General features: G+C 60.8%; 21 protein-coding genes. 10 read left to right on the top strand and 11 right to left on the bottom strand.

Translation table 11 applies throughout. From position 1 onward, the window contains the following. Positions 1 to 27: 27 nt before the first annotated feature. The 6 genes from tkt to fba all read left to right on the top strand — a co-directional run bounded on the left by tkt (position 28) and on the right by fba (position 6,378). Positions 28 to 2,025, top strand: coding sequence for a transketolase (gene tkt, locus AC1DU9_RS02230; RefSeq protein WP_223456758.1), 1,998 nt, complete (start codon positions 28 to 30; stop codon positions 2,023 to 2,025). 151 nt (positions 2,026 to 2,176) lie between these two features. After that, positions 2,177 to 3,229 carry an erythrose-4-phosphate dehydrogenase gene (gene epd, locus AC1DU9_RS02225; RefSeq protein ID WP_223456759.1) on the top strand — a complete coding sequence of 351 codons (1,053 nt, stop codon included), beginning with the start codon at positions 2,177 to 2,179 and terminating at the stop codon, positions 3,227 to 3,229. Positions 3,230 to 3,241: 12 nt separating this feature from the next. Then, positions 3,242 to 4,405 carry a phosphoglycerate kinase gene (locus AC1DU9_RS02220; protein ID WP_223456760.1) on the top strand — a complete coding sequence of 388 codons (1,164 nt, stop codon included), beginning with the start codon at positions 3,242 to 3,244 and terminating at the stop codon, positions 4,403 to 4,405. 35 nt (positions 4,406 to 4,440) lie between these two features. Next, positions 4,441 to 4,662, top strand: coding sequence for a hypothetical protein (locus AC1DU9_RS02215; protein WP_223456761.1), 222 nt, complete (start codon positions 4,441 to 4,443; stop codon positions 4,660 to 4,662). Positions 4,663 to 4,718: 56 nt separating this feature from the next. Further along, the gene (locus AC1DU9_RS02210; RefSeq protein ID WP_223456762.1) at positions 4,719 to 5,051 is read left to right on the top strand and encodes an MliC family protein; all 333 of its coding nucleotides are present in this window, start codon (positions 4,719 to 4,721) and stop codon (positions 5,049 to 5,051) included. A gap of 262 nt (positions 5,052 to 5,313) precedes the next feature. Then, positions 5,314 to 6,378 carry a class II fructose-bisphosphate aldolase gene (gene fba, locus AC1DU9_RS02205; protein WP_007981624.1) on the top strand — a complete coding sequence of 355 codons (1,065 nt, stop codon included), beginning with the start codon at positions 5,314 to 5,316 and terminating at the stop codon, positions 6,376 to 6,378. Positions 6,379 to 6,484: 106 nt separating this feature from the next. Here the strand turns inward: fba and AC1DU9_RS02200 are convergent, their stop codons facing one another. After that, positions 6,485 to 7,150, bottom strand: coding sequence for a polysaccharide lyase family 7 protein (locus AC1DU9_RS02200; RefSeq protein ID WP_223456763.1), 666 nt, complete (start codon positions 7,148 to 7,150; stop codon positions 6,485 to 6,487). 321 nt (positions 7,151 to 7,471) lie between these two features. Here AC1DU9_RS02200 and AC1DU9_RS02195 point away from each other — a divergent pair, with 321 nt between their 5' ends. Genes AC1DU9_RS02195 through AC1DU9_RS02185 form a run of 3 tightly spaced genes read left to right on the top strand, consistent with a single transcriptional unit; the run spans position 7,472 to position 10,463 of the window. Beyond that, positions 7,472 to 9,595 (top strand): putative bifunctional diguanylate cyclase/phosphodiesterase, encoded by a 2,124-nt coding sequence (locus tag AC1DU9_RS02195; protein WP_223456765.1) that lies wholly within the window; start codon positions 7,472 to 7,474, stop codon positions 9,593 to 9,595. 45 nt (positions 9,596 to 9,640) lie between these two features. Beyond that, positions 9,641 to 10,129, top strand: a complete 489-nt coding sequence (locus AC1DU9_RS02190; protein ID WP_223456768.1) for a YgjP-like metallopeptidase domain-containing protein — start codon at positions 9,641 to 9,643, stop codon at positions 10,127 to 10,129. A gap of 37 nt (positions 10,130 to 10,166) precedes the next feature. Next, complete coding sequence (locus AC1DU9_RS02185) at positions 10,167 to 10,463, top strand: winged helix-turn-helix domain-containing protein (RefSeq protein ID WP_007894945.1); 297 nt, start codon at positions 10,167 to 10,169, stop codon at positions 10,461 to 10,463. 108 nt (positions 10,464 to 10,571) lie between these two features. Here AC1DU9_RS02185 and AC1DU9_RS02180 read toward each other — a convergent pair whose 3' ends face one another. Beyond that, complete coding sequence (locus AC1DU9_RS02180) at positions 10,572 to 11,024, bottom strand: GNAT family N-acetyltransferase (protein ID WP_223456770.1); 453 nt, start codon at positions 11,022 to 11,024, stop codon at positions 10,572 to 10,574. Positions 11,025 to 11,280: 256 nt separating this feature from the next. Between AC1DU9_RS02180 and AC1DU9_RS02175 the strand changes: the two genes are divergently transcribed. Next, positions 11,281 to 12,018, top strand: a complete 738-nt coding sequence (locus tag AC1DU9_RS02175; protein ID WP_223456772.1) for a substrate-binding periplasmic protein — start codon at positions 11,281 to 11,283, stop codon at positions 12,016 to 12,018. A 157-nt stretch (positions 12,019 to 12,175) separates the two neighbouring features. Here the strand turns inward: AC1DU9_RS02175 and yccS are convergent, their stop codons facing one another. The 9 genes from yccS to betI form a co-directional block, all read right to left on the bottom strand. Further along, complete coding sequence (gene yccS / locus AC1DU9_RS02170; protein ID WP_223456774.1) at positions 12,176 to 14,359, bottom strand: YccS family putative transporter; 2,184 nt, start codon at positions 14,357 to 14,359, stop codon at positions 12,176 to 12,178. 220 nt (positions 14,360 to 14,579) lie between these two features. Continuing rightward, positions 14,580 to 15,758, bottom strand: a complete 1,179-nt coding sequence (locus AC1DU9_RS02165; RefSeq protein WP_223456775.1) for a BaiN/RdsA family NAD(P)/FAD-dependent oxidoreductase — start codon at positions 15,756 to 15,758, stop codon at positions 14,580 to 14,582. 153 nt (positions 15,759 to 15,911) lie between these two features. After that, positions 15,912 to 17,249, bottom strand: a complete 1,338-nt coding sequence (gene dbpA / locus AC1DU9_RS02160) for an ATP-dependent RNA helicase DbpA (protein WP_256589093.1) — start codon at positions 17,247 to 17,249, stop codon at positions 15,912 to 15,914. Positions 17,250 to 17,354: 105 nt separating this feature from the next. Then, positions 17,355 to 18,782 carry a multidrug transporter subunit MdtD gene (gene mdtD, locus AC1DU9_RS02155; protein ID WP_223456776.1) on the bottom strand — a complete coding sequence of 476 codons (1,428 nt, stop codon included), beginning with the start codon at positions 18,780 to 18,782 and terminating at the stop codon, positions 17,355 to 17,357. Positions 18,783 to 18,928: 146 nt separating this feature from the next. After that, positions 18,929 to 20,266: a TldD/PmbA family protein gene (locus AC1DU9_RS02150; protein WP_223456777.1), complete on the bottom strand. Its 1,338-nt coding sequence runs from the start codon at positions 20,264 to 20,266 to the stop codon at positions 18,929 to 18,931. Next, complete coding sequence (locus AC1DU9_RS02145; protein WP_223456778.1) at positions 20,266 to 21,708, bottom strand: TldD/PmbA family protein; 1,443 nt, start codon at positions 21,706 to 21,708, stop codon at positions 20,266 to 20,268. The genes AC1DU9_RS02150 and AC1DU9_RS02145 overlap by 1 nt, the downstream gene beginning before the upstream one ends. 284 nt (positions 21,709 to 21,992) lie before the next feature. Next, the gene (gene betA / locus AC1DU9_RS02140) at positions 21,993 to 23,693 is read right to left on the bottom strand and encodes a choline dehydrogenase (protein WP_477809690.1); all 1,701 of its coding nucleotides are present in this window, start codon (positions 23,691 to 23,693) and stop codon (positions 21,993 to 21,995) included. Positions 23,694 to 23,846: 153 nt separating this feature from the next. Then, the gene (betB, locus tag AC1DU9_RS02135) at positions 23,847 to 25,319 is read right to left on the bottom strand and encodes a betaine-aldehyde dehydrogenase (RefSeq protein WP_223456780.1); all 1,473 of its coding nucleotides are present in this window, start codon (positions 25,317 to 25,319) and stop codon (positions 23,847 to 23,849) included. A gap of 62 nt (positions 25,320 to 25,381) precedes the next feature. After that, positions 25,382 to 25,975 (bottom strand): transcriptional regulator BetI, encoded by a 594-nt coding sequence (gene betI, locus AC1DU9_RS02130; protein WP_223456782.1) that lies wholly within the window; start codon positions 25,973 to 25,975, stop codon positions 25,382 to 25,384. Positions 25,976 to 26,156 lie beyond the last annotated feature (181 nt).

Raw genomic sequence — 26,156 nt, 5'->3', positions numbered from 1 at the left:
TTGTTTCAGAATCCCAGGAGAACAGCGATGCCTAGCCGTCGTGAGCGTGCCAACGCCATTCGTGCCCTCAGCATGGATGCCGTGCAAAAAGCCAACAGCGGCCATCCCGGTGCCCCTATGGGTATGGCAGATATCGCCGAGGTACTTTGGCGCGACTACCTCAAGCACAACCCGAGCAATCCATCATTCGCCGACCGTGACCGCTTCGTACTGTCCAACGGCCATGGCTCGATGCTGATCTACTCGCTGCTGCACCTGACCGGCTATGACCTGTCGATCGATGATCTGAAGCAGTTCCGCCAACTGCACAGCCGTACCCCGGGCCACCCGGAACTCGGCTACACCCCGGGCGTTGAAACCACCACCGGTCCACTGGGTCAGGGCCTGGCCAACGCCGTGGGTTTTGCCCTGGCTGAGAAAGTCATGGCAGCGCAGTTCAACCGTCCTGGCCACAACATTGTCGACCACCACACCTATGTTTTCCTGGGTGATGGCTGCATGATGGAAGGCATTTCCCACGAAGTCGCTTCCCTGGCCGGTACCCTGGGCCTGGGCAAACTGATCGCCTTCTACGATGACAACGGCATTTCCATCGATGGCGAAGTCGAAGGCTGGTTCACCGACGACACGCCGAAGCGCTTTGAGTCCTACAACTGGCAAGTGATCCGCAATGTCGACGGTCACGACCCGGAAGAGATCAAGACGGCGATCGACACTGCGCGCAAAAGCGAGCAGCCAACCCTGATCTGCTGCAAGACCACCATCGGTTTCGGTTCACCGAACAAGCAAGGCAAGGAAGATTGCCACGGCGCCCCGCTGGGTGACGCGGAAATCGCCCTGACCCGTGCGGCGCTGAAATGGAATCACGGCCCGTTCGAAATCCCGGCCGACATCTACGCCGAGTGGGACGCCAAGGAAACCGGTTGCGCCGTGGAAGCCGAGTGGGATCAGCGTTTCGCTGCCTACTCTGCCGCTTTCCCGACCGAAGCCAACGAATTGGTGCGTCGTCTGAGCGGTGACCTGCCAGCCGACTTCGCCGAGAAGGCCGATGCCTACATCGCCGAAGTGGCGGCCAAGGGCGAAACCATTGCCAGCCGTAAAGCCAGCCAGAACGCCCTGAACGCGTTCGGCCCGCTGCTGCCCGAGTTCCTTGGCGGCTCGGCTGACCTGGCCGGTTCCAACCTGACCCTGTGGAAAGGTTGTAAAGGCGTCACCGCTGAAGACGCCAGCGGCAACTACATGTACTACGGCGTGCGCGAATTCGGCATGACCGCGATCATGAACGGCGTAGCCCTGCACGGCGGCCTGGTGCCTTACGGCGCAACCTTCCTGATGTTCATGGAATACGCCCGTAACGCGGTACGCATGTCGGCCCTGATGAAGCAGCGCGTGATCCACGTCTACACCCACGACTCCATCGGCCTGGGCGAAGACGGCCCGACTCACCAGCCAATCGAGCAACTGGCCAGCCTGCGCTGCACGCCGAACCTCGATACCTGGCGTCCAGCCGACGCCGTTGAATCGGCGGTGAGCTGGAAGTACGCACTGGAGCGCAAGGACGGTCCTTCGGCTCTGATCTTCTCCCGTCAGAACCTGCAGCACCAGACCCGCAGCGCCCTGCAGATCGCCGACATCAGCCGTGGCGGCTACGTGTTGAAGGACTGCTCTGGCGAGCCTGAGCTGATCCTGATCGCCACCGGTTCGGAAGTCGGTCTGGCCGTTCAGGCCTTCGACAAACTGACCGAACAAGGCCGCAAGGTGCGCGTGGTTTCCATGCCGTGCACCAGCGTGTTCGATGCCCAGGACGCCGGCTACAAGCAAGCGGTCCTGCCGTTGCAGGTCAGTGCCCGTATCGCCATCGAGGCTTCCCATGCCGACTACTGGTACAAGTACGTGGGCCTGGAAGGCCGCGTGATCGGCATGACCACCTACGGCGAGTCGGCGCCTGCGCCAGCCTTGTTCGAAGAGTTCGGCTTCACCCTGGAAAACATCCTGGGTCAGGCTGAAGAGCTGCTGGAAGACTAAGTCCGACAGTTGTGTTGTCTGGTCTGACGCCATCGCGGGCAAGCCCGCTCCCACAAGGACGGTGAGTACCCTGTGGGAGCGGGCTTGCCCGCGATAGCGGTCGATCAGGCGACGCTGCACTAACGGATTCACCACGGTAATCGAGAACCCCATGCCTCAACCGCGTCCCTACAAAGTTGCACTCAACGGCTACGGCCGGATTGGTCGTTGCGTCTTGCGTGCGTTGTTCGAGCGAGGCGACAAGGCCGGGTTCGAGATTGTCGCGATCAACGATCTGGCCGACATGGCCAGCATCGAATACCTGACACGCTTCGACTCCACCCACGGGCGTTTTCCCGGCGAAGTGAAGGTCGACGGCGATTGTCTGCATATCAATGGCGACTGCGTGAAGGTCCTGCGCAGCGCCACCCCCGAAGGCATCGATTGGGCGTCTCTGGGCGTCGATCTGGTGCTGGAGTGCTCCGGCGCTTACCACACCCGCGAAGATGGCCAGCGTTTTATCGATGCCGGCGCCCCGCGTGTGCTGTTTTCCCAGCCGATGGCCAGCGAGACGGACGTCGACGCGACCATCGTCTATGGCGTGAACCAGGATTGCCTGACCGGCGACGAACTGCTGGTGTCCAACGCGTCTTGCACCACCAACTGCGGCGTGCCGCTGTTGCGCCTGCTGAATCAGGCCATTGGCCTGGATTACGTGTCGATCACCACCATTCACTCGGCCATGAACGATCAGCCGGTCATCGATGCCTATCACCACGAAGACCTGCGCCGCACCCGTTCGGCGTTCCAGTCGGTGATTCCAGTGTCCACCGGTCTGGCGCGTGGTATCGAACGCCTGTTGCCGGAACTTGCCGGACGAATTCAGGCCAAAGCCGTGCGGGTGCCAACGGTCAACGTGTCCTGCCTCGATATCACGATGCAGACCGCTACCGCGACCGATGCCACCGAGGTTAACCGGATCCTGCGCGAAGCCGCCACCAGCGGCCCGCTCAAAGGCCTTCTGGCCTATACCGAGCTACCCCACGCAAGCTGTGATTTCAACCATGACCCACATTCGGCGATCGTCGATGCCAGTCAGACCCGCGTTTCCGGCCCACGGCTGGTGAACATCCTGGCCTGGTTCGACAACGAATGGGGTTTTGCCAACCGAATGCTGGACGTTGCAGAACACTATCTGCAATCAGCAATTTCAAAAAAACCGTAGGAAGTGCGACCCATGACCGTGTTGAAGATGTCCGACCTCGATCTGCAAGGTAAGCGCGTATTGATCCGCGAAGACCTCAACGTCCCAGTCAAGGACGGTGTTGTCACCAGCGATGCGCGTATCCTGGCCTCGCTGCCGACCATCAAGCTGGCCCTGGAAAAAGGCGCGGCCGTGATGGTCTGCTCGCACCTTGGCCGTCCGACCGAAGGCGAGTTCTCGGCCGAGAACAGCCTCAAGCCAGTCGCCGACTACCTGAGCCGTGCCCTGGGCCGTGAAGTGCCGCTGGTGGCCGATTACCTGGACGGCGTCGACGTCAAGGCCGGCGACATCGTGCTGTTCGAAAACGTGCGTTTCAACAAAGGCGAGAAAAAGAACGCTGACGAACTGGCCCGGCAATACGCTGCCCTGTGCGACGTGTTCGTGATGGACGCTTTCGGCACCGCTCACCGTGCCGAGGGTTCGACCCACGGCGTGGCCAAGTTCGCCAAAGTCGCTGCTGCCGGCCCGCTGCTGGCCGCTGAACTGGACGCACTGGGCAAAGCCCTGGGCGCCCCGGCCCAGCCGATGGCGGCCATCGTCGCCGGCTCCAAGGTGTCGACCAAGCTCGATGTACTCAACAGCCTGAGCCAGATCTGCAACCAGTTGATCGTTGGTGGCGGCATCGCCAACACCTTCCTGGCCGCTGCCGGTCATCCAGTCGGCAAGTCGCTGTACGAGCCGGATCTGCTGGATACCGCTCGCGCCATCGCCGCCAAAGTCAGCGTGCCGTTGCCAGTGGACGTGGTGGTTGCCAAGGAATTCGCTGAAAGCGCCGCTGCGACCGTCAAGCTGATCGCTGACGTCGCTGCCGACGACATGATCCTGGACATCGGCCCGCAGACCGCGGCGAATTTCGCCGAGCTGCTGAAGTCGTCCAAGACTATCCTGTGGAACGGCCCGGTCGGCGTGTTCGAGTTCGATCAGTTCGGTAATGGCACCAAAGTGCTGGCCCAGGCCATCGCAGACAGCGCGGCGTTCTCCATTGCCGGCGGTGGCGACACCCTGGCTGCCATCGACAAGTATGGCGTGGCCGAGCAGATCTCCTACATTTCTACCGGTGGTGGCGCGTTCCTCGAATTCGTCGAAGGCAAGGTTCTACCAGCCGTTGAAGTCCTGGAAAGCCGGGCCAAGGCCTGAGGGTCGCCCGTTAGACCAGGCAAGGGAGTGTTTACATGGTCAAGACGTTAGCGCTGTTGATCGTCGCGGGTTCACTGGTGGCGTGCGGGAGTAACCCGAAGGCCACGCCGGAACCTGCGCCGTCCGAGTCGGAAAAAGGCTGCTACCAGGCTGACTGGCAGGCCGAAACCAACCCGGTGCTCAACAAGCGCGCAGGTCCCGAGGGTCTGGACAAATACGAGACCCAGGCACCCGCCAAGGAACATGGCTGCCCTTGACGGGTCAGACTCTTTACTCAGGGCTGGCAGCGTGCGCCGTCAGCCGAGGGACACGGATGAAAGGTTTTATCGCAGTTGCGGCATTGGCGTTGTTGGCCGGTTGTGCTCAGTTGAACCTGTTCCATTCGTCCGCGCCTGTGGATAACTGGACCACCTGGACCTGCGACAGCCAGGCCAAAGTGCTGTGGCGCTACACCGACGACAGCCGCAGGGAAGTCGACGTGCGCCTGGGCGGTGCCGATCAGGTCTACCGCCTGAAGCAGGAACCGGGTGCATCGGGTTCGCTGTACAGCAATGACATGCTGGCGTTTCACATAAAAGGTGAGGAAGGCCTGGTTTACTGGGTCGCCACCAATGATTTGATCGGCCGCGGTTGCAAGGCTGAATAACACGATTCATTTGATGTACAGAGATTCAATTGTGGGAGCGAGCTTGCTCGCGATAGCGGTATCACAGTCACATCAATGCTGAATGTGCCGCCCCCATCGCGAGCAAGCTCGCTCCCACAGGGTTTCTGTGTCGTATTTAAGATTTTGGTAACACCCGAATCCGCAGCCCGGGCCAACCCCCGATCTGCAATAACTTGAATAGCCGCCGCCGCTACGGCAGGCTGGCACGATTAACGACCCTCAACCGGGAGAGATATACACAATGGCACTTATCAGCATGCGCCAGATGCTGGACCACGCAGCCGAGTTCGGCTACGGCGTTCCAGCCTTCAACGTCAACAACCTTGAGCAGATGCGCGCCATCATGGAAGCCGCTGACAAGACTGACTCCCCGGTGATCGTCCAGGCTTCGGCCGGTGCTCGCAAATACGCCGGCGCACCGTTCCTGCGTCACCTGATCCTGGCAGCCATCGAAGAGTTCCCGCACATCCCGGTGTGCATGCACCAGGACCACGGCACCAGCCCTGACGTCTGCCAGCGCTCCATTCAACTGGGCTTCAGCTCGGTGATGATGGACGGTTCCCTGGGCGAAGACGGCAAGACCCCGACCGACTACGACTACAACGTGCGTGTGACCCAACAAACCGTGGCCATGGCTCACGCCTGCGGCGTTTCGGTAGAAGGCGAGCTGGGCTGCCTGGGTTCGCTGGAAACCGGCATGGCCGGTGAGGAAGACGGTATCGGCGCCGAAGGCGTTCTGGATCACAGCCAGATGCTGACCGACCCGGAAGAAGCCGCTGACTTCGTAAAACGCACTCAGGTTGATGCCCTGGCCATCGCTATCGGCACCAGCCACGGCGCCTACAAGTTCACCAAGCCGCCTACCGGCGACGTGCTGGCCATCGACCGCATCAAGGAAATCCACAAGCGCATTCCGAACACTCACCTGGTGATGCACGGTTCGTCTTCGGTTCCGCAAGAATGGCTGGCGATCATCAACCAGTACGGCGGCGACATAAAGGAAACCTACGGCGTACCGGTTGAAGAAATCGTCGAAGGTATCAAGCACGGCGTGCGCAAGGTCAACATCGACACCGACCTGCGCCTGGCATCCACTGGCGCAATGCGTCGCCTGATGGCCACCAACCCGAGCGAGTTCGACCCGCGTAAATTCTTCGGCGCCACCGTGACCGCCATGCGCGATGTGTGCATCGCTCGCTACGAAGCCTTCGGTACTGCCGGCAACGCTTCGAAGATCAAGGCGATCTCGTTGGAAGGGATGTATCAGCGTTACCTGAAGGGTGAGTTGAACGCCAAGGTCAACTAAGACCGTCAGCGTTTTAGTCGCATGAAAAACCCGCAGAAATGCGGGTTTTTTGTGAGCGCAAGATCAAAAGATCGTCCGAAGGCTGCGATCGTTTCAACGGTAAATACTATTGATTGTGATCGATATCCAGATGGCTGAACGTCACTTCCCCGCCTTCAGTGGTGTACCCCGTGTTGTCCTGTACATAAACCCCAGCCTTGAAGTACAGCGGCTTATCACGCCACATCGTGCTGATATCGGTATTCCACTGATAGCCCGCCGCACTGATGCCCAATGCACCGCCGGGGCTGAGGTGGATGAGGTAGGAGAATTCCTGATTGAGTTTCACGCCGGTGGCGATGGTGATGACTCGGGGGGTGTCGTCGGGGTGCATGCGGACCTTGGCGACGATATTGCCGGTGGCTGTACTGGTTTTGTATTGGTATTCGACCTTCACCAGAGGTTTCTGGCTCTGAAAGGTATGGATCTGGCCGATGACGATCTTCCCGGAACTGGGCACCTGATTCACTGCCAGCGTGGCATGTAACAAATTGTCGGCATCCGGGTAATACCAGTTGTGCAACGTGCCATTGCTGTAGGTTTCACGCAATTCAGTGCGCGGATAAATCGCGTTTTCGGTACGGGAACCGGTCACGGGCGTCCAGAAAAACAATGTGCCGGTGTCGGAATGGAAGTATTGATCCTTGAAACCATCCACCAGCTTGGCGGTTTCGACGGTGTACGGCGGGCTGCCGACGGGGACGCTGAGGTTCCAGGTTGCGAGATCGATCATGTCGGTTCATCCGCTCGATTCATGCTGCACAGGTGTGCCAGAAGCTCTAGGCCGCACCTTTGGGGCAGCCTTTATAAGCGTAGCGGGATATTTTGTTAACGCTCGTCGGACGGGTGGTTGACGTCAACATCCTGTCGGAATGCCATCTATCCCGGTTTCATGAGTCTGAACCATCGACCGTTAGTCGGTAAAAAGACACAATGATGAGTGATGGCTCACTGACACCTTCTGCTTTTGCAGAACCGGGTCTAGAGTGATGGCACAGTATTTGTCCGGTTTTCACGAGAAGCCGGTCTGACGCCCCGCAATTAGAGAAGCAGCATGGAATGCGCGCAACCCACGCCAGTAGAAGGCGGCTCAACCCTTTTAGTCGTCGATGATTACCCTGAAAACCTGATCAGCATGCGCGCGTTGTTACAGCGCCAGGGCTGGCGGGTCATGACTGCCGCCTCGGGCTTCGAGGCCCTCGGCGTGTTGCTTGAACACGATATCGACCTGGTGCTGCTGGACGTGCGGATGCCGGGCATGGACGGCTATGAAGTGGCGCGCCTGATGCGCGGTAGCCAGCGGACCCGTCTCACGCCGATCATTTTCCTGACCGCCAACGAACAGTCCCAGGACGCGGTGATCAAGGGCTATGCCAGTGGTGCGGTGGATTACCTGTTCAAGCCGTTCGACCCACAGATCTTCACGCCCAAGGTCCAGGCGTTGCTCGAACACCAGCGTAACCGCCGGGCTTTGCAGCGTCTGAGTCATGATCTGGAATCCGCTCGTGCCTTTAATGCGTCGGTGCTGGACAACGCTGCCGAAGGCATTCTGGTATTGGGTGAGGACGGTCTGATTCGTTTTGCCAATCCGGCGATGTCACGGCTGCTCAATGCCACGGTGCAGGAACTGCAAGGCAAGGAGTTTCTGGACTACCTGCAAAAACCGCATATCCCGATCTGGGCCGATTCCGAGTTGCTGGCCGGATATAAACGCGGAGAAACCCTGCGCCTGCACGATGCCCTGCTACGTACGGCACCCGGCCAGCAGGTGCCGGTGGCCTTGTCCTGCGCGCCGTTGCCTGCCGAGCAGCATGCGATGGTGGTCACCGTGCTGGACATGTCGGTGGTGCGCCATCTGCATAAGCAACTGGAATTTCAGGCGGTCACCGATCCGCTGACCGGATTGCTCAACCGCCGGGGTTTCTACCAGACCGTAGAGAACCTGCTGTTGCGCGGTGAGCACTCCGACAGTTCCTGGGTCTTGATGTACCTGGACCTCGACGGCTTCAAGCGCGTCAATGATTCGCTCGGGCACGATGCCGGCGATCGGGTGCTGCGCTGGGTCTGCGAACAGTTGAAGGCTTGCCTGCGGCCCTTCGACATTCTGGCGCGGATGGGCGGTGACGAATTCACCGCGCTGCTGGATCTGGAGTTCCCCGAGCAAGCGGCGAAGATTGCCGAGAAACTCATCGAGCGAGTGTCGATCTGTCAGCAGATCGATGGCCTCGATATCGCCTTGGGTGCCAGTATCGGCATCGCCACGTTCCCGGATTGTGGTGCCAATCTCGACGGGATGCTGCGGGCGGCCGACATTGCCATGTACGAAGCCAAGCGTGCCGGTCGCCAGCAATATCGCTTCTACGATCACGAAATGAACGGCCGGGCGCGCTCGCGGCTGATGCTGGAAGAAAGTGTGCGAACCGCCATTGAGAATCGGGATTTCAATCTGGTGTATCAGCCTCAGGTGGCGATTGCCGACGGGCGGATCCGTGGCTTCGAGGCCTTGTTGCGCTGGCAGCATCCGAGCGTTGGCGATGTACCCCCGGGGCTGTTTTTGCCATTGCTGGAGGAGGCGCGGCTGATCAGTCGTCTGGGCAGCTGGATCTACCATCGCAGCGCCGGGCAGCGCAAAGCCTGGGAGTCCCTGTTTACCGAGGACCTGGTGCTCGGCGTCAGTTTGAGCAGTACGCAGTTCGGCATGCCCAACCTGGTCACTGAGTTGCGTCAGGTGCTTGAGCGCCATGGCTTGCAACCGCGTTATCTAGAAGTCGAGGTCACGGAAGAGGCCTTGATGCACAACCCCGAAGAAACCCGCAAGCAATTGCGCCTGCTGCACAATCTGGGCGTACGGGTGGCACTGGATGACTTCGGGGCCGGACCGTGCGCCCTGTCGCACTTGCGCGACCTGGATCTGGATACCCTCAAGCTCGACCGGCATTTGATCGCCCGGTTGCCGGAGTCGGCAAGGGATGCGGCGCTGGTACGCAGTGTCATCGAGCTGTGCAAGCAGTTCGGGATGCTGGTGATCGCCGAAGGGGTGGAAACCGTCGCGCAGTATGAATGGCTGCAGGCCAACGGATGTGAATATGTGCAAGGCTTTCTGGTGGCCCGGCCGATGATGGCCGAAGACACCGGGGTCTTTGTCCAGCCGTTTGACTGGAGCGCGCTGCCCCGCTGAATTCGCTACACTGGCGACCTTTTAGTGACGTGTATTGCCGCCCCGATGACCGTGTTGAAATATCTCCAGGCTTATCCCGCTACCTTGCAGGATCAGGTGCGCCAGCTGATCGCCGACGGTCGGCTGGGCGATTACCTGAGCCAGCGTTACCCGGAAAAGCACGGGGTGCAGAGCGACAAGGCGCTATACACCTTTGCCCTGGACCTCAAGCAGGAGTACCTGCGTAATGCTCCGGCAATTGACAAGGTGCTGTTCGACAACCGTCTGGACCTGACTCATCGCGCGCTCGGCCTGCACACCACGATCTCCAGGGTGCAGGGTGGCAAGCTCAAGGCCAAGAAGGAAATCCGCATCGCTTCGCTGTTCAAGGAAGCGCCTTGCGAGTTCCTGAAAATGATCGTGGTGCATGAGTTGGCGCACTTCAAGGAGTCGGACCACAACAAGGCCTTCTACAAACTGTGCGAGCACATGCTGCCGGGTTATCACCAGGTGGAATTCGATGTGCGGGTATATCTGACGTGGCGGGATCTGTAGGAGCTGCCGCAGGCTGCGATCTTTTGAGGAGCATTGGATGGACGTGAGCAAGACCAAGAGCAGCTTCTACCGCCGGTTGTACGTGGCGTACCTGATCGACAGCGGGCTGGCCAGCAGTGTCCCGGCGCTGACCGAGGTCACCGGCATGCCCCGGCGCACGGCGCAGGACACCATCGCGGCGCTGGCGGATCTGGATATTGTCTGTGAATTCGAGCAGGAAGAGGGTGCGCGCAACCATGCGGGGCGCTATCGGATTCGCGAGTGGGGTGCGATCGATCGCGGGTGGATCGAGCGTAATCTGCGGCAGATCAAGGCGGTGTTGGAGTATCCCTGACTCCAGCGGTGACTGAACTGACGCCATCGCGAGCAAGCTCGCTCCCACAGTTGATTGGAGTTGTGAACACAGTTCAGTGTGGGAGCGGGCTTGCCCGCGATGGGGCCTTCAAGGACGACGCATGCCAATGTGTGGAATGCCATCTTCGATAAACTCCTCGCCCGTCACGACAAACCCGTACCGCCCGTAATACCCCTGCAAATGCGTCTGGGCCGAGAGGTAGATCGGCGTTTGCGGCCAGCGTTCTTCAATCTGCTTCAACGCCTGGTCCATCAACTCATGTCCAAGCCCGGCGCCTCGTGCGTGTGGAGCAATGATCACCCGACCGATCACTACGTCCCCGCCTTGCAGTTCCGGGTCGAGCAGCCGCAGATAGGCCACCAGTTGATTGCCGTCCCAGGCCATCAAGTGGCAAGTGTCACCTTCCAGGTCCTGGCCATCCACGTCTTGATAAGCGCATTGCTGCTCGACGACGAACACCTCGGCGCGCAGCTGCAAAATGGCGTACAGCTGCTCCTTGCCCAGGTCGCTGTGGTGTTTGCAGATCCAATCGACTGTCATGTTTTGATTCCCTGAAAACGTCGTTCCGATACTAAGCGCAGTCGCTCCAGAAGTCTTTATGGCGGAAGAATCTGTGACATAGGCCAAAATGCCATCATTCATTTCTCGCGCGGATGTCTTCTTTGTGTAATCTGGATCGAAGCGCTGTGCTGTGGCTTCGATGAGCTAATGTTTCGTACCCGGGTCTTGTCAGTACGAGGCCTTGGGGTTTTGGCTGAAAACACGTAGGGCAATCCGCCCGCTAAGGATTTCTGGCATGCCGCGATTGCATCGAGCTTTTGCTTTGATTGGATTGCTGTTGCTGGTTCAGGGAGCAGCGGCAGAAAAACTGCGGTTGGTCGCTGATGCCTGGCCCCCCTTTACCGATGCCACGCTCGTCAACGGTGGTTTGGCCACGGATATTGTCAGTACCGCGCTCGCCAGGGCCGGCTATGCCAGTGAGTTTGAACAAGTGCCCTGGGCGCGGGCCTTGATGGGTGTGGGCGAGGGCCGCTACGACGTGCTGGTCAACGCCTGGTACAACGACGAGCGTACAAAATTCGGCCAGTTTTCCGGCGAATACCTGCTCAATCGCGTACGGTTTCTCAAGCGTAAAGACGCGCCCATCGAGTTCAACGACCTGCAGCAATTGCACACCTATCCGATTGCCGTCGTGCGCGGTTACGCCTATTCGCCCGCGTTCGACAACGACGACTCATTACAGAAAATTCCGGTGCACAGCTTCGCCATGGCAGTGCGCATGGTCGCGGCCGACCGGGTCAAACTGACACTGGAAGATGAGTACGTCGCCCGCTACTACCTGTCCCGTGAGTCACCCAAGGTACGAAACGCCGTGGAATTCCTGCCCAAGGCTTTGAGCGAGAACAGCCTGCACATTCTGGTCAGCCTGAAGAATCCGCAGCATGAGCAGATCGTCGCCAGTTTCGACCGGGAAATTGCGGCGATGAAGGTGGACGGGAGTTATGACAATTTGATGAAGCAGCATGGGATGTGAGTGAGTTCAGCCAGTTTTTATGTTGTTGCTGATGGCCTCATCGCGAGCAAGCTCGCTCCCACAGAGGTTCTCTGGTGTTTACAAAATTTGTGTCGACTGAAGATCTACTGTGGGAGCGAGCTTGCTCGCGATGAGGCCAGCCCAGACACCACTGATCTCAATCCTCACTGGTGTCCTTGATCAGGTGCGCCGCCAATGTCCTCAGCGGCCCTAACTGCCGACAAATCAGCGCCAGTTGCGTCTGCACCAACCGCTGGCCCTCGTCGATCTCATCGGGCATTTGTTCCAGTTCATTGGCCAGTGCTTCTTCCTCATCGCTTTGAATCGCAATTGAGGATTTGCTCGCCAGCCCATGGGCGATTTCGTCGATGCTCGCAGCCAGTTTCACCCCGGCCCCGTCGATCAAATGGTCATGCACGTGCGCTGGCAGTTGGGTTTCCCGGTGTGCGCCCAGGCCTGACAGGTAGCTGAGTAGCGTGTGCGACAGCACCAGGAAGCGGAATCCGACATCCGCTTCTTTACGGAAATGCCCAGGCTCCATCAGCATATTGGCCAGTGTGGTCGACAGCGCCGCGTCGGCGTTGTGCGCATTACGGCGGGCCAGGCGGTAAGCCAGGTCGTCGCTTTTGCCGTCGGCGTATTGCTGCATGATCTGGCGCAGGTAAATGCTGTTGCAGGCCAGGGTGTTGGCCAGCACTTTGTTCAGGCGTCGACCCTGCCAGTCCGGCAGGAACAGGAACACCGCCAGCCCGGCAATCAGGCTGCCGAGCAAGGTATCGAACAGCCGTGGCAGGAACAGCCCGTAACCGTCACCCACCTGGTTGAAGCAGAACAGCACCATCAGGGTAATCGCCGCCGTCGCCAGGGTGTAGCGGGTGGTGCGGTTGGTAAAGAACACCACCCCGGCGGCGATGGCGAAACACGACTGGATCAGCGGGTTCGGGAACAGGTCGAACAACGCCCAGGCCAGGGTCAGGCCGATGGCAGTGCCGATGATCCGTTGACCGAGTTTGCGGCGGGTGGCGCCGTAGTTCGGTTGGCAGACGAACAGCGTAGTGAGGATGATCCAGTAGCCTTGGGACGGGTGAATCAAATGCACCATGGCGTAGCCGATGCTCAAGGCCAGGGGCAATCGCAGGGCATGGCGGAACAGCAGCGAGGTCGGCGTCAGCTGCGTGCGCAAGCGCAGCCACACGTCCTTGAGGCTGCGCGGCGAACGGTCGAGCAAGCTGCTGTCGGTGGCGTCGGCCAGAGCGTCGGGGTTGCTGGCATCGCTGAGCAAGCGGTCGAGAGTGCCAAGGTTGGCCGCCAGTGCCCGCAGTGAACGCAGCAAGCCGCGCCAGGCCGGGTTGCTCTGGATGCGCAGGTGTTCGAGGGAGGCATCCAGGTCGCTCAGGGCCTCGGCGAAACTGGCGTCATAGGTGAACGGCTGGCGCATCTGGATCGATTCGGCCAGGGCTCGGCAAGCTTTGCCTTGCTGACGCAACAGGCGCTGACAGCGGAACATTACGTCGCTGTGGAAGAAGGCGTCGGCCAGGGCGTTGTATGGATAGTGCGATGAGCTGGCACGTTCGTGGATGTCCTGCGCGAGGAAGTACAGTTTCAGGTAGCGGCTGACTTTCGACCCCGGGCGACCGTTGCCGACCCGGTGCAGGATGATTTCCTTGGCAGCGTTCAATGCCGCCACCACCCGACCGTTCTGCTGGGCCAGTTCCAGGCGCCGTGCCTCCACGTCCATCTGCCGGATTGGCTCGAACAGCGAGGATTTGAGCTTCAGGTAAAAGCCCAGCTCGCGGAACAGGCGCGCCAGGCTCTGCTGCACCGGCTGATTGGAAAACAGCGCCTGCCACAACACCGAGAGCAGGCCGTACCAGGCGGCACCGGCCACCAGCAGCACCGGCTCGTGCCAGACATCGATGACCGCACCGCCGCGCTGGTCCACGCCGATCATGGTGTAGACCGACAGAATCAGTGTCGCCGAGGCAATCGCGCCATAGCGCTCGCCCAAGGCGCCGAGCATGGTCAGGCAGAACGCAGCCAGGGCGAAGGCGATGATAAACAGCGAGGGGTAGGGGAAGAGCAGTTCGACGGACAGGGCGGCGACCGCGAAACACACCAGTGTTACGGCCAGCGCGTTGAGACGGCCCTGCCAGCTGTCGTCGGTCTCAGCCAGGGCACTGGCGATAATCCCCAGGAACAACGGGATCAGCAGGCCCATTTCATCCTGATACCAACACAGCGCCATGGTGCCGGTCAGGGCAATGAATACCCGCACGCTGTAGCTGAATTTATCCAGCGCCCAAAGGCGACGCAGAGACTGGCGGAACGAAGTCGATGACATGAAATGCGAAGGCCTTCCGAGGCAATGACGCTAAATTGAGCCACTAATGACGCCGACGCAATGGCGTCGATCACATCAGACAGCAAAATCTGTTCCTTGACGCCACACCTATCCAATGTAGGAGTGAGCCTGCTCGCGATGAGGCCGGTACATTCAATATTGATGTCGACTGTTAGGCCGCTATCGCGAGCAGGCTCGCTCCTACAGGTTTTGGGTTGGATCAGACGTACTGCGCAGCGGCGTAGCCCGAAGCCCACGCCCACTGGAAGTTGAAGCCACCCAGATGCCCGGTCACGTCGAGTACTTCGCCGATGAAGTACAGCCCCGGGCTTTTCAGCGATTCCATGGTCTTGGACGACACTTCATTGGTGTTGACGCCACCCAGGGTCACCTCGGCGGTGCGATAGCCTTCGGTGCCCGCCGGCACGACTTTCCAGCTCGCCAGTTTTTCCGCGATATCGGCCAGTTCGGCGTGGGTGTACTGTTTCATCGGTTTGGACACGAACCAGTTGTCCGCCAGCAGGTTGGCCATCTTCTTGGTGAAGATTTCCCCGAGCAGGGTTTTCAGCTCGCTATTGGGACGTTCGGCCTGTTGCTGTTGCAGCCAGCTCGGTACGTCGTGGTCGGGCATCAGGTTGATCTCGACGGTATCCCCGGATTCCCAGAACGACGAGATCTGCAAAATCGCCGGGCCACTGAGGCCGCGGTGGGTGAACAGGATGTTCTCGCGAAAGCTCTGGTCGTTGCAGCTCACCAGGCAATCCACCGACGTACCGGACAACTCGGTGCACAAGGCCTTGAGCTGATCGGTGATGGTGAACGGCACCAGACCGGCGCGGGTCGGCAGCAGTTCGTGGCCAAACTGTTTGGCCACCTGGTAACCGAAACCGGTGGCACCCAGGGTCGGGATCGACAGGCCGCCGGTGGCGATCACCAGGGATTCGCAGGTGATTTGGTCGTGCGTGGTGTCCAGCAAATAGCCCTTTTCGAGCTTCTCGATGGTCTGGATCGACGTGTCCAGGTGCAGGCTGACGCCGACCTGGTCGCACTCATTCAGGAGCATTTCCAGGATGTCGCTGGATTTGTTATCGCAGAACAACTGGCCGAGTTTTTTCTCGTGGTACGGCACGCCATGCTTGGCCACCATGCCGATGAAATCCCACTGGGTGTAGCGGGCCAGGGCGGATTTGCAGAAGTGCTCGTTCTGCGAGAGGAAATTGCCCGGTTCCGTGTACATGTTGGTGAAATTGCAGCGGCCACCACCCGACATCAGGATTTTCTTGCCGGCCTTGTTGGCATGGTCGAGCAGCAGCACCTTGCGCCCGCGCCCGGCGGCGGTCAGTGCACACATCAACCCTGCGGCGCCAGCGCCAATGATCACGACTTCGGTAGAGCGCAAAACGGTGTCCTCACGGTGTTTCACCACAAAACTAACTGTAGGAGCGAGCCTGCTCGCGATGGACGTCAACGATAACGCCGGCAGCCTGGCTCAATGCGGTGAGCTCAGGTTTTTCGCGAGCAGGCTCGCTCCTACAGGGGATGTGCGTTGTTCTTACAGGATACGCACGCGCAACGAACGGCCCTTGATCTTGCCGTCGTTCAGGCGTTGCAAGGCCTGCTTGGCGACGCCGCGCTCCACGGCCACATAGGCCTGGAAGTCGAAAATCGCGATCTTGCCGACCTGGGCACCGGGGATGCCGGCGTCGCCGGTCAATGCGCCGAGAATGTCGCCCGGACGAACCTTGTCCTTGCGGCCGGCAGCGATGCACAGGGTGCTCATCTGCGGCAGCAGCGGGCCGCCGCCCTTGGAGGTGAGGTTGTCGACCTGATCCCAGGTCAGCGGCGTCTTCTGCAATTGCTCGATGGCTTGTGCGCGCTGTGCTTCGGACGGCGCGACAAGGCTGATCGCGAGGCCTTTCTCACCGGCACGACCGGTACGGCCGACGCGGTGGATGTGGATTTCCGAATCACGGGCCAATTCGACGTTGATCACCATGTCCAGGGAGTCGATATCGAGGCCGCGCGCGGCGACGTCAGTCGCCACCAGTACCGAAGTACTGCGGTTGGCGAACATCGCCAGCACCTGGTCGCGGTCTCGCTGTTCCAGATCGCCGTGCAGGCCGACGGCGGAAATGCCTTTGGCGGTCAGGTGGTCGACGGTTTCCTGAACCTGCTGCTTGGTGTAGCAGAAAGCCACGCAGGAGGCCGGGCGGAAGTGGCCAAGGACCTTGGTCACCGCACTCATGCGGTCATCCGGGGAAATCTCGTAGAAGCGCTGCTCGATCTGCGTGTCGTCGTGGAAAGCTTCGGCTTTCACTTGCTGCGGATTGCGCATGAACTTCGAGGCCAACTGCTTGATGCCTACCGGGTAGGTGGCGGAGAACAGCAGGGTCTGGCGACGCTCCGGGGCCTGCATGATGATTTCTTCGATGGAGTCGTAGAAACCCATGTCGAGCATGCGGTCGGCTTCGTCGAGGATCAGGGTGTTCAGGCCGTGGAGCACCAGCGAGCCCTTGCGCAGGTGCTGCTGAATACGGCCCGGGGTGCCGACGATGATATGCGCGCCATGTTCCAGCGAAGCGATCTGCGGGCCGAGGGACACACCGCCGCACAGGGTCAGGACCTTGATGTTGTCTTCGGCACGGGCCAGGCGACGGATTTCCTTGGCGACCTGATCGGCCAGCTCGCGGGTCGGGCACAGGATCAGCGCCTGGCAACCGAAGTAGCGCGGATTGATCGGGTTCAGCAGGCCGATGCCGAACGCGGCGGTCTTGCCGCTGCCGGTCTTGGCCTGGGCGATCAGGTCCATCCCCTTGAGGATCACCGGCAAGCTTTGCGCCTGGATCGGCGTCATCTGGGCATAACCGAGGGAGTCGAGGTTAGCCAGCATGGCGGCGGACAGCGGCAAAGTATTAAATTCGGTGGCGATGGTGGTCACGGGACTGGCCTGCAAAACAAAATGTCGCGCAGTGTACCAGTCCGATGGCCATTCGCCCTAAGGTTCGATGTGCTGTTCCGGACGTTTGACACGCCGTCCGTCTTGCTTCGAGAGCTGGGAGAAGATGGTTGCGGCGAGCATTGCCATGATTCCAACCGTCACGAACGTTAGTTGAAAGGCGCCCAAAACCGTGTCCACGCCGTCATTGCCAATCTCCGCCGTAAAGCCACCGAGCAGCGCACCCGCACACGCAACCCCCAGGCTCAGGGACAACTGCGCGACCACCGACAGCAGGCTGTTGCCGCTGCTGGCGCTGGCATCGTCGAGGTCGATCAGGGTCACGGTGTTCATCGCGGTGAACTGCAAGGAGTTGATCGCACCAAGGATCGCCAACATGCACAGCAGCAGCCAGTACGGTGTTTGCTCGCTGACCAGGCCCATGCTCGCCAGCATGATCCCCAGCGCCAGGGTGTTGCCGGTGAGCACGATGCGATAACCCAAACGCTCGATCAGCGGCCGCGCGACCCACTTGGCGATCATCGCCGCCGCCGCCAGCGGCAGCATGCTCATCCCGGCCTGGGACGGCGAATAGCCCAGCGCCACTTGCAACAGCAATGGCACCAGAAAGGGCAGGGCGCCGCTGCCGAGACGGGCGAACAGGTTGCCGAGAATGCCCACGGCAAAGGTCCGGGTCTTGAACAGCGACGGCGCGAACAACGGGTTTTCGATATGCCCGGCGCGCAACCAATACGCGGCGAGGCAAGCCATGCCGCCGAACAGCAGCAACATCACCCGCAAATGCGGCAGGTGCAGTTCGCCCAGGCCTTCCATGGCAATTGTGATCAGAATCATCGCCGCGCCGAACAGCACGAAACCCAGGCTATCGAAACGGGTGCGCTCGGTGCCACGAAGGTCGGGGATGAATTTCCACACGGCGTAGCAACCGACGACACCGACGGGCAGGTTGATCAGGAAGATCCAGTGCCAGGTCAGGTATTGCACCATCCAGCCGCCCATGGTCGGGCCGATCAAGGGGCCGAGCAGCCCGGGAATGGTGATGAAGCCCATGATCCGCACCAGTTCCGAACGCGGATAGGCGCGCAACACCACCAGCCGCCCGACCGGCAACATCAGTGCGCCACCCAGGCCCTGGATCACCCGGGCGCCGATCAACATGGTCAGGCTGCTCGACAATGCGCAGAGCAACGAGCCGAAGCTGAACAACAGAATGGCGCTGAAGAAGATCTTTCGGGTGCCGAAGCGATCGGCGATCCAGCCGGACGCGGGAATCAGCAACGCGACCGTGAGCATGTAGGCGATGATCACACCCTGCATGCGCAATGGGTCTTCGGCCAAGTCGCGGGCCATGGCCGGCAGGGCGGTGTTGAGAATCGTCCCGTCGAGGGACTGCATGAAGAAGGCAATGGCGACGACCCACGGCACCCAGCGGGCGGTGACAGCGTCGAGAGGTGGGCGGTTGGGCATGGGGCCTCTTGTCAGTGTGAGCTTTACTCCATTCCTGTAGGAGCGAGCTTGCTCGCGATGAATGTGAAGGCGATGCATTTTTCCAGACAGCACGCGTCATCGTTCACGACCATCGCGAGCAAGCTCGCTCCTACAGGGGTATGTGTCTACAGGGTCAGGGTCAATCGGCTGACCAGCGCCCCCGGCAACAACGCCGAAGCCGTCGCCCGCTGGCTGTAGGTACTGGCCGACAGCAACAACTCCCGCTCCTCGGTCAACGCTTCCAGTTGCGAACCGAGCAGGCTGAAGGCGCTGTCATCAAAACGCATGGTGCTGACTGGTGCCTGAATTTCGCCGTTCTCGACCCAGAACGTGGCAAACCGGGTCATGCCGGTCAGGCGTGCGGCCGGTTGATCAGAGAAGTTCAGGTACCACAGGTTGCTGATGTACAGCCCCGTGCCCAATTGCTTGAGGATGTCCGCGTCAGGCAATGTCCCGGCTTTCATGTTCAGTGCGCTCGGTGATTCACCGCCGCTGGCGCCATTGGCAGTCAAACCGTATTCAGCGGCGCTGCGCGAGCCGACCAGTTGCGCCCGGGCCTTGCCGTCGACGATCAACTCCAGGTCGCTGCGCGGATAACCCTCATCGGAAAACGCCGGGCTCAGCGAGCCGCTGACTTTTTCATCCAGCGAGACCAGCGGGCTGAAGGCGCTGTCACCCCCGTAGAGCTTTTGCAGCGGGCTGCTTTTGCTGGCAATCGACTGTGCCGAGAAACCACCCCAGCACAGCATGCCCATGATTTCTTCCAGCGCCGCCGGTGCCAGGTAGGCGCGGTACTGGCCGGGCGCCAAGGTGCGCAGTGGCCGGCCCAGAAACTCAAGCTGTTCGCGGGCTTGCTGGAAGCGTTTGGCAAAGCCTTCGCTGCTCCAGTCGTGCCCGGCGTAGCTGGCTTTCACGGCCTGGCCATTCTCGTGGAACAGGCTGAAGTCGAAATTGAAACTGTTGGCCTGATGCCAGCCGAAGGCGCCCGAAGAACTGGCAAAGCCACGACTGATAGGCCCTGCAGCATAGAATCCGACCAGATCCAGGCCTTCGGCGGCCTGGGTGATTTGCGCGACTACCTGCTCGGTGTCCGGCAGCGGGTGCGACTGCACGTTGTTGCTCTGCCAGCCGTTGTGGTTGAGCAGCAAGTACGGGTCCGCAGGCAGCAGTGGCAGGGTTTCACGCAACTGTTGCAGGCCTTCGTTCAGGCGCTGTGCATCCACCTGCGGATCGCCGGCCAGGGTGATGTGCAGGTCGGCATGGCGGCCTTCGTTGATCAGCTTCAGGCCGATACTCGCCTGCTGCACCTGACCGGCCTGACGCACCTTGGCGTGGTTGAAACGCACGAAGGCCGACGATTCGGCGGCGTAGCTGAGGGTGAACTGCTCGGGCTCGCGCAGGGCTGCACGCAGGCTGTTGACCAGCGCCTTGAACGACGCGGACTGGCTGTTTGAAGGATTCATCAGGCGTCTCCTCCGAATACATCAACGTTGCTGAACACACAGGCCGGTGATGCGTGGCCGACGCGGATCACCTGGTTCGGTTCGCCCTTGCCGCAGTTCGGTGTGCCGAGGACCTTGAAGGTACTGGCATCGCCGACGGCGCTGAGGCTCTTCCAGAATTGCGCGGAGATGCCCCTGTAATTGGGATTCTTCACCACGTCCTTGAGTTCGCCGTTTTCGATCAGTTGGCCCCATTCGCAGCCGAACTGGAATTTGTTGCGCGCATCGTCGATCGACCATGAGCGGTTGGTCGACATCAGCACGCCGTGTTCGATACCGCCGATCAACTGCTCGATGGACTGATCGCCTGGCTCGATGTTGAGGTTGGCCATGCGGTCGATGGGCGGGCGGTTCCAGCCGCACGCACGGCTGTTGGCGACGCCGTCCATGCCGGCACGGAATTGCGACAACGCACCACCCAGCGGGCGCAGCAACAGGCCTTCACGGATCAGGAACTGTTTGCTGGCGGGCGTGCCGTCGTCGTCATGGCCGTAGCTGGCGAGTTCCTCGGGAATGTCCGGGTCGAAGGTCACGTTGAGCAGGCCGGAACCGTATTGCAGGCGGCCGAAATCGCAGGCTTTGACGAAACTGGTGCCAGCGTAATTGCGCTCGTCGCCGAGGATGCGGTCCAGTTCCAGCGGGTGGCCGATGGATTCGTGGATTTGCAGCATCATCTGGTCGGGCATCAGCAGCAGGTCGCGCTTGCCTTGCGGGGTGTTCGGCGCCAGGAGCAATTGCAGGGCCTGATCGGCCACCTGGGCACCGGCACCGATCAGGCCGCAGCGGCTGATGACGTCCGCCGCGCCTTGCTGGCCGAAGTTCTCGCGGCCCAGGCTACGGGTCTGGCTGTCGTTGCCGTCGTAGGCCGTGACGTCCAGGCCAGGGTAGACAAAGCGTTGGGCCTGGCGCAGTTCGGCACCGGCGCTGTTGAGGTAAATCTGCTCGACGTGGGTCATGCCGAGGCTGACCTGCCAATTCACCAGGCGCTCGTCCTTGGGTACGGCGGCCGACTCGGTGCCAAGCAGTTGGTAGCAGTCGCTCAGGGGCGGGAAGGCCTGGTCGAGGTTGGGCGAAAAGTAATCGGCGCGGTCGCTGGAAACAGCCTGCTCGCGCAGGTCCAGCAAGGCGTGGGGCTTGAGTCGGCGGGCCTGGAGTTCGGCGCGTTCGAGGGCAGCTTGCAGGCCCTGTTGCGACAGGTCGTTGGTGGCCGCATAGGCCTCGACGCCATTGACCCGCACGGTCAGCATCGCCCCTTCGTCACGGCTCAGGCTTGGCGGTTCGGCGACGTTCTTGCGCACCGACAGGTACTGCCCGGATTCGCGCACATAACGCAGGGAAAAGAATTCGGCACCCGTGCGCAAGGCAGCGAAGCGCTGCTTGAGCTGGGGATGGAAATCGAACATTCGTGAACCTCCTGGGTATGGAGTGGCGATGGCGCGGTGTTGCGAAGGGAGGGGTGAAACGATTGCGTGGCGCTAGATTAGGCTTGCGCGGGGGGAGGATCAAGTTTGGATCTGTGGAGAGAGGGATTGCTGGGTTTGTCCGGAAGATGTGTGCAGGTTGTCAGGGCCTCATCGCGAGCAGGCTCGCTCCTACAGTGGTTGAGGGTGGATCACAAATCTGCAATCCAACCTGAAACCTGTAGGAGCGAGCCTGCTCGCGATTGGCCGTGACGCGGTGCAGTGCCTTAAGCGATCTGGCTCAATTCCCGCATCGGCTTGCCCTTCACCGGCGCTTCACCCGCCACATAGTAAGTGGCGGAGCTGCGCGGCAACGGCTTGCGGCCACGGATCTTGTCGGCGATTTTCTCGGCCATCATGATCGTCGGTGCGTTGAGATTGCCGGTGGTGATGATCGGCATGATCGAGGCATCGACCACACGCAGACCCTGCATGCCATGCACGCGACCTTCGCCATCGACCACGGCCATCTCGTCGGTGCCCATCTTGCACGAGCAGGACGGGTGGAACGCGGTTTCGGCGTGTTCGCGGATGAACTTGTCCAGTTGCTCGTCGGTTTGCACCTCGATGCCCGGGCTGATCTCACGACCGCGGAAGGCATCCAGCGCTGGCTGTTGCATGATTTCACGGGTCAGGCGGATGCCGTCGCGGAATTCCTGCCAGTCCTGCTCGGTGGCCATGTAGTTGAACAGGATGCTCGGGTGCTGGCGCGGGTCCTTGGACTTGGCCTGGATGCGACCACGGCTTGGCGAACGCATGGAGCCCATGTGCGCCTGGAAGCCGTGTTCTTTCACACCGTTACTGCCGTTGTAGTTAATCGCTACCGGCAGGAAGTGGTACTGGATGTTCGGCCATTCGAATTCCGGACGGGTGCGAATGAAACCGCCGGCTTCGAACTGGTTGCTGGCGCCGATGCCGGTGCCGTTGAACAGCCATTCGGCACCGATGGCCGGCTGGTTGTGCAAGAGCAGCGACGGGTACAACGAGACCGGTTGGGTGCAAGCGTATTGCAGGTACAGCTCAAGGTGATCCTGCAGGTTTTCACCAACGCCCGGCAGGTCGTGGACCACCGGAATGTCGAGCTTGTTCAGCAGTTCGGCCGGGCCGACGCCGGAGCGTTGCAGGATCTGCGGCGAAGCGATGGCGCCGGAGCACAGCAGCACTTCCTTGCGGGCTTTGACTTCAACACGCTCTTCGGCCGCACCGACCAGGTAACGCACGCCGACCGCACGCTTGCCTTCGAACAGGATCTTGTCGGTCAGGGCATGAGTGACGATGGTCAGGGTCGAACGCTTCTTGGCGACGTCCAGGTAACCACGGGCGGTGGAGGCACGACGACCCTTGGGCGTCACGGTGCGGTCCATCGGGCCGAAGCCTTCCTGCTGGTAGCCGTTGAGGTCTTCGGTACGCGGGTAACCGGCCTGCACGCCCGCTTCAACCATGGCGTGGAACAGCGGGTTGTTGCCGGCTTTCGGCGTGGTCACGCTGACCGGGCCGTCGCCACCGTGGTAGTCGTTCGGGCCGATGTCGCGGGTTTCGGCCTTGCGGAAATACGGCAGGCAATCGAGGTACGACCAGTCTTCCAGGCCTGGCAGTTTTGCCCAGCCGTCGTAGTCCATGGCGTTGCCGCGGATGTAGCACATGCCGTTGATCAGCGAAGAACCGCCCAGGCCCTTGCCGCGACCGCATTCCATGCGACGGCCGTCCATGTGTGGCTCGGCATCGGTTTCGTAGGCCCAGTTGTAGCGACGGCCTTGCAGCGGGAACGCCAAAGCGGCCGGCATTTGCGTGCGGAAATCCAGACGGTAGTCCGGGCCGCCCGCTTCGAGCAGCAGAACGGTGACGCCTGCGTCTTCGGTCAGACGGGTCGCCAGGGTGTTACCGGCCGAGCCGGCACCGATGATGATGTAGTCGAATTCTTGGGACATTGAATGCACCCTCTTTGAAGTTGGTTCAGGTCAGGCCTGGCGAGTGCTGCGCACTCGAATCGCGAGCAAGCTCGCTCCCACAGGAGTACGCATTCCAATGTGGGAGCGAGCTTGCTCGCGATGACGGCCTCGCAGGCGACGCGAAAAGGCGCCTTAGAACACCGAGACGTAATCGCCCAGCTCGACCTGTACCGATTTGATGCGGGTGAAGTTGTTCAGCGAGCTGATGCCGTTCTCACGGCCGACACCCGACTGCTTGTAGCCGCCGACCGGCATCTTCGCGTCGGACTCGCCCCAGGCGTTGATCCAGCAGATACCGGCTTCCAGCTGATGGATCACGCGGTGGGCGCGGTTCAGGTCCTTGGTGACGATACCGGCGGCCAGGCCGAAGTCGGTGTCGTTGGCGCGACGGATCACTTCTTCTTCGGTTTCGTAGGTGAGGATCGCCATCACCGGGCCAAAGATTTCTTCACGGACGATGGTCATGTCGTCGGTGCAGTCGGTGAACACGGTCGGGGCCACGAACGCGCCTTTGGCGAATTCGCCGTCGGTCAGACGCTCACCGCCGCACAGGACGCGGGCGCCTTCTTCCTTGCCCTTGGCGATGTAGCCCAGCACGCTTTCCATGTGGGCGAAGCTGACCAGCGGGCCGAAGTTGGTGTTCTCGTCTTGCGGGTTGCCGACGCGGATGCGCGCAACGCGCTCAACGATCTTGGCTTCGAAAGCGGCTTTCAGATGGGCCGGTACGAACACGCGAGTGCCGTTGGTGCAGACCTGGCCGGAGCTGTAGAAGTTGGCCATCATCGCGGTGTCGGCGGCGCGATCGAGGTCGGCGTCGTCGCAAATGATCAGCGGCGACTTGCCGCCCAGTTCCATGGTCACGTCCTTGAGCGACGAAGCCGAAGCGCTGGCCATGACTTTCTTGCCGGTGTCGGTGCCGCCGGTGAACGAGACTTTCTCGATGCGCGGGTGCTCGGTCAGCCAGGTGCCGACTTCGCGGCCGCTGCCGGTCAGGACGTTGAACACGCCGTTTGGCACGCCAGCCTCGGTGTAGATCTCGGCCAGTTTCAGGGTGGTCAGCGAGGTGACTTCACTTGGTTTGAAGATCATCGCGTTACCGGCGGCCAGGGCGGGTGCGGATTTCCACAGGGCGATCTGGATCGGGTAGTTCCACGCGCCGATACCGGCAACGATGCCCAGCGGCTCGCGACGGGTGTAGACGAACGAAGTGGTGCGCAGCGGAATCTGCTCGCCTTCGATGGCCGGCACCAGGCCTGCGTAGTACTCCAGCACGTCAGCGCCGGTGACGATGTCGACGTAGCGGGTTTCGGAGTAGGCCTTGCCGGTGTCCAGGGTTTCCAGGGCGGCCAGCTCATCGTTGCGCTCGCGCAGGATTTCCACGGCGCGACGCAGGATGCGCGAACGCTCCATGGCGGTCATCGCGGCCCAGATTTTCTGGCCCTTTTCGGCGCTGACCACAGCGCGCTCGACGTCTTCCTTGGTCGCACGTTGTACTTTTGCGAGGACTTCGCCGTTAGCCGGGTTGATGGCTTCGAAAGTGGCGTCGCTGCTGGCGTCACTGTAAGCGCCATCGATGTAGAGTTTTTGCAGTTCGAAACGGGCCATAAAGTCCTCGCAAGAGCATTAAGTGGTTGGCACGGTCCGGTGGTTGAGCGTTTATGTGTGCTCTAACTCACCCGCTTGGCCAGTTGGGTATCCATGTATTCGTAAGCGATCCGTTGCGCCTGCTCGGTGTCGAAAGCATCTCCCGACAGCGCGCCGCGCAACCACAATCCGTCGATCAACGCTGCCAGGCCTCGGGCGGCACTGCGCGCATCATTGAGCGGCAGCACGCGGCGGAACTGGCAGCACAGGTTGGAATACAGACGGTGATCGTTGATCCGCTGCAACCTGTGCAAAGACGGCTGGTGCATGCTGGTGGCCCAGAAGGCCAGCCAGGTTTTCATTGCCGGGCCATTGACCTGGCTGGCGTCGAAGTTGCCTTCGATGATCACCTGCAGATGCGCCCGGGGGCTGTCATCTGTCAGCGCCTGACGACGCAGGGTGACGTTCTCGCTCAGGACCGTCATCAGGTACCCCATGGTGGCGGCAATCAGGCCGTTCTTGTCCTGAAAGTAGTGACTGATGATGCCGTTCGAGACACCGGCCAAACGGGCGATCAGCGCAATGCTGGCGTCCCCCATTCCGACCTGATCGACGGCCTGCAAAGTGGCTTCGATCAATTGCTGGCGACGGATGGGTTGCATACCGACCTTGGGCATCTTGCACATCTCCTTAGGCCTTCCGGCAGACGTCAAACGGCTACCGGGTTGAGGGCCAGTCTATTTTGTTTTGATTGAACGTTCAATCAACAAAGAATAAGATCTGCGACAAATCGTCGCTGCCTACAGATTTTTCCTACATGTAGCGGCGGAAAAAACGACTTCCGAAACTGCTCGAAAC

It is taken from the genome of Pseudomonas sp. P4_C1 (genome assembly GCF_056402155.1).
Note: the sequence above shows the minus strand (reverse complement) of the source record. Positions and strands in the feature narration are given on the sequence as shown.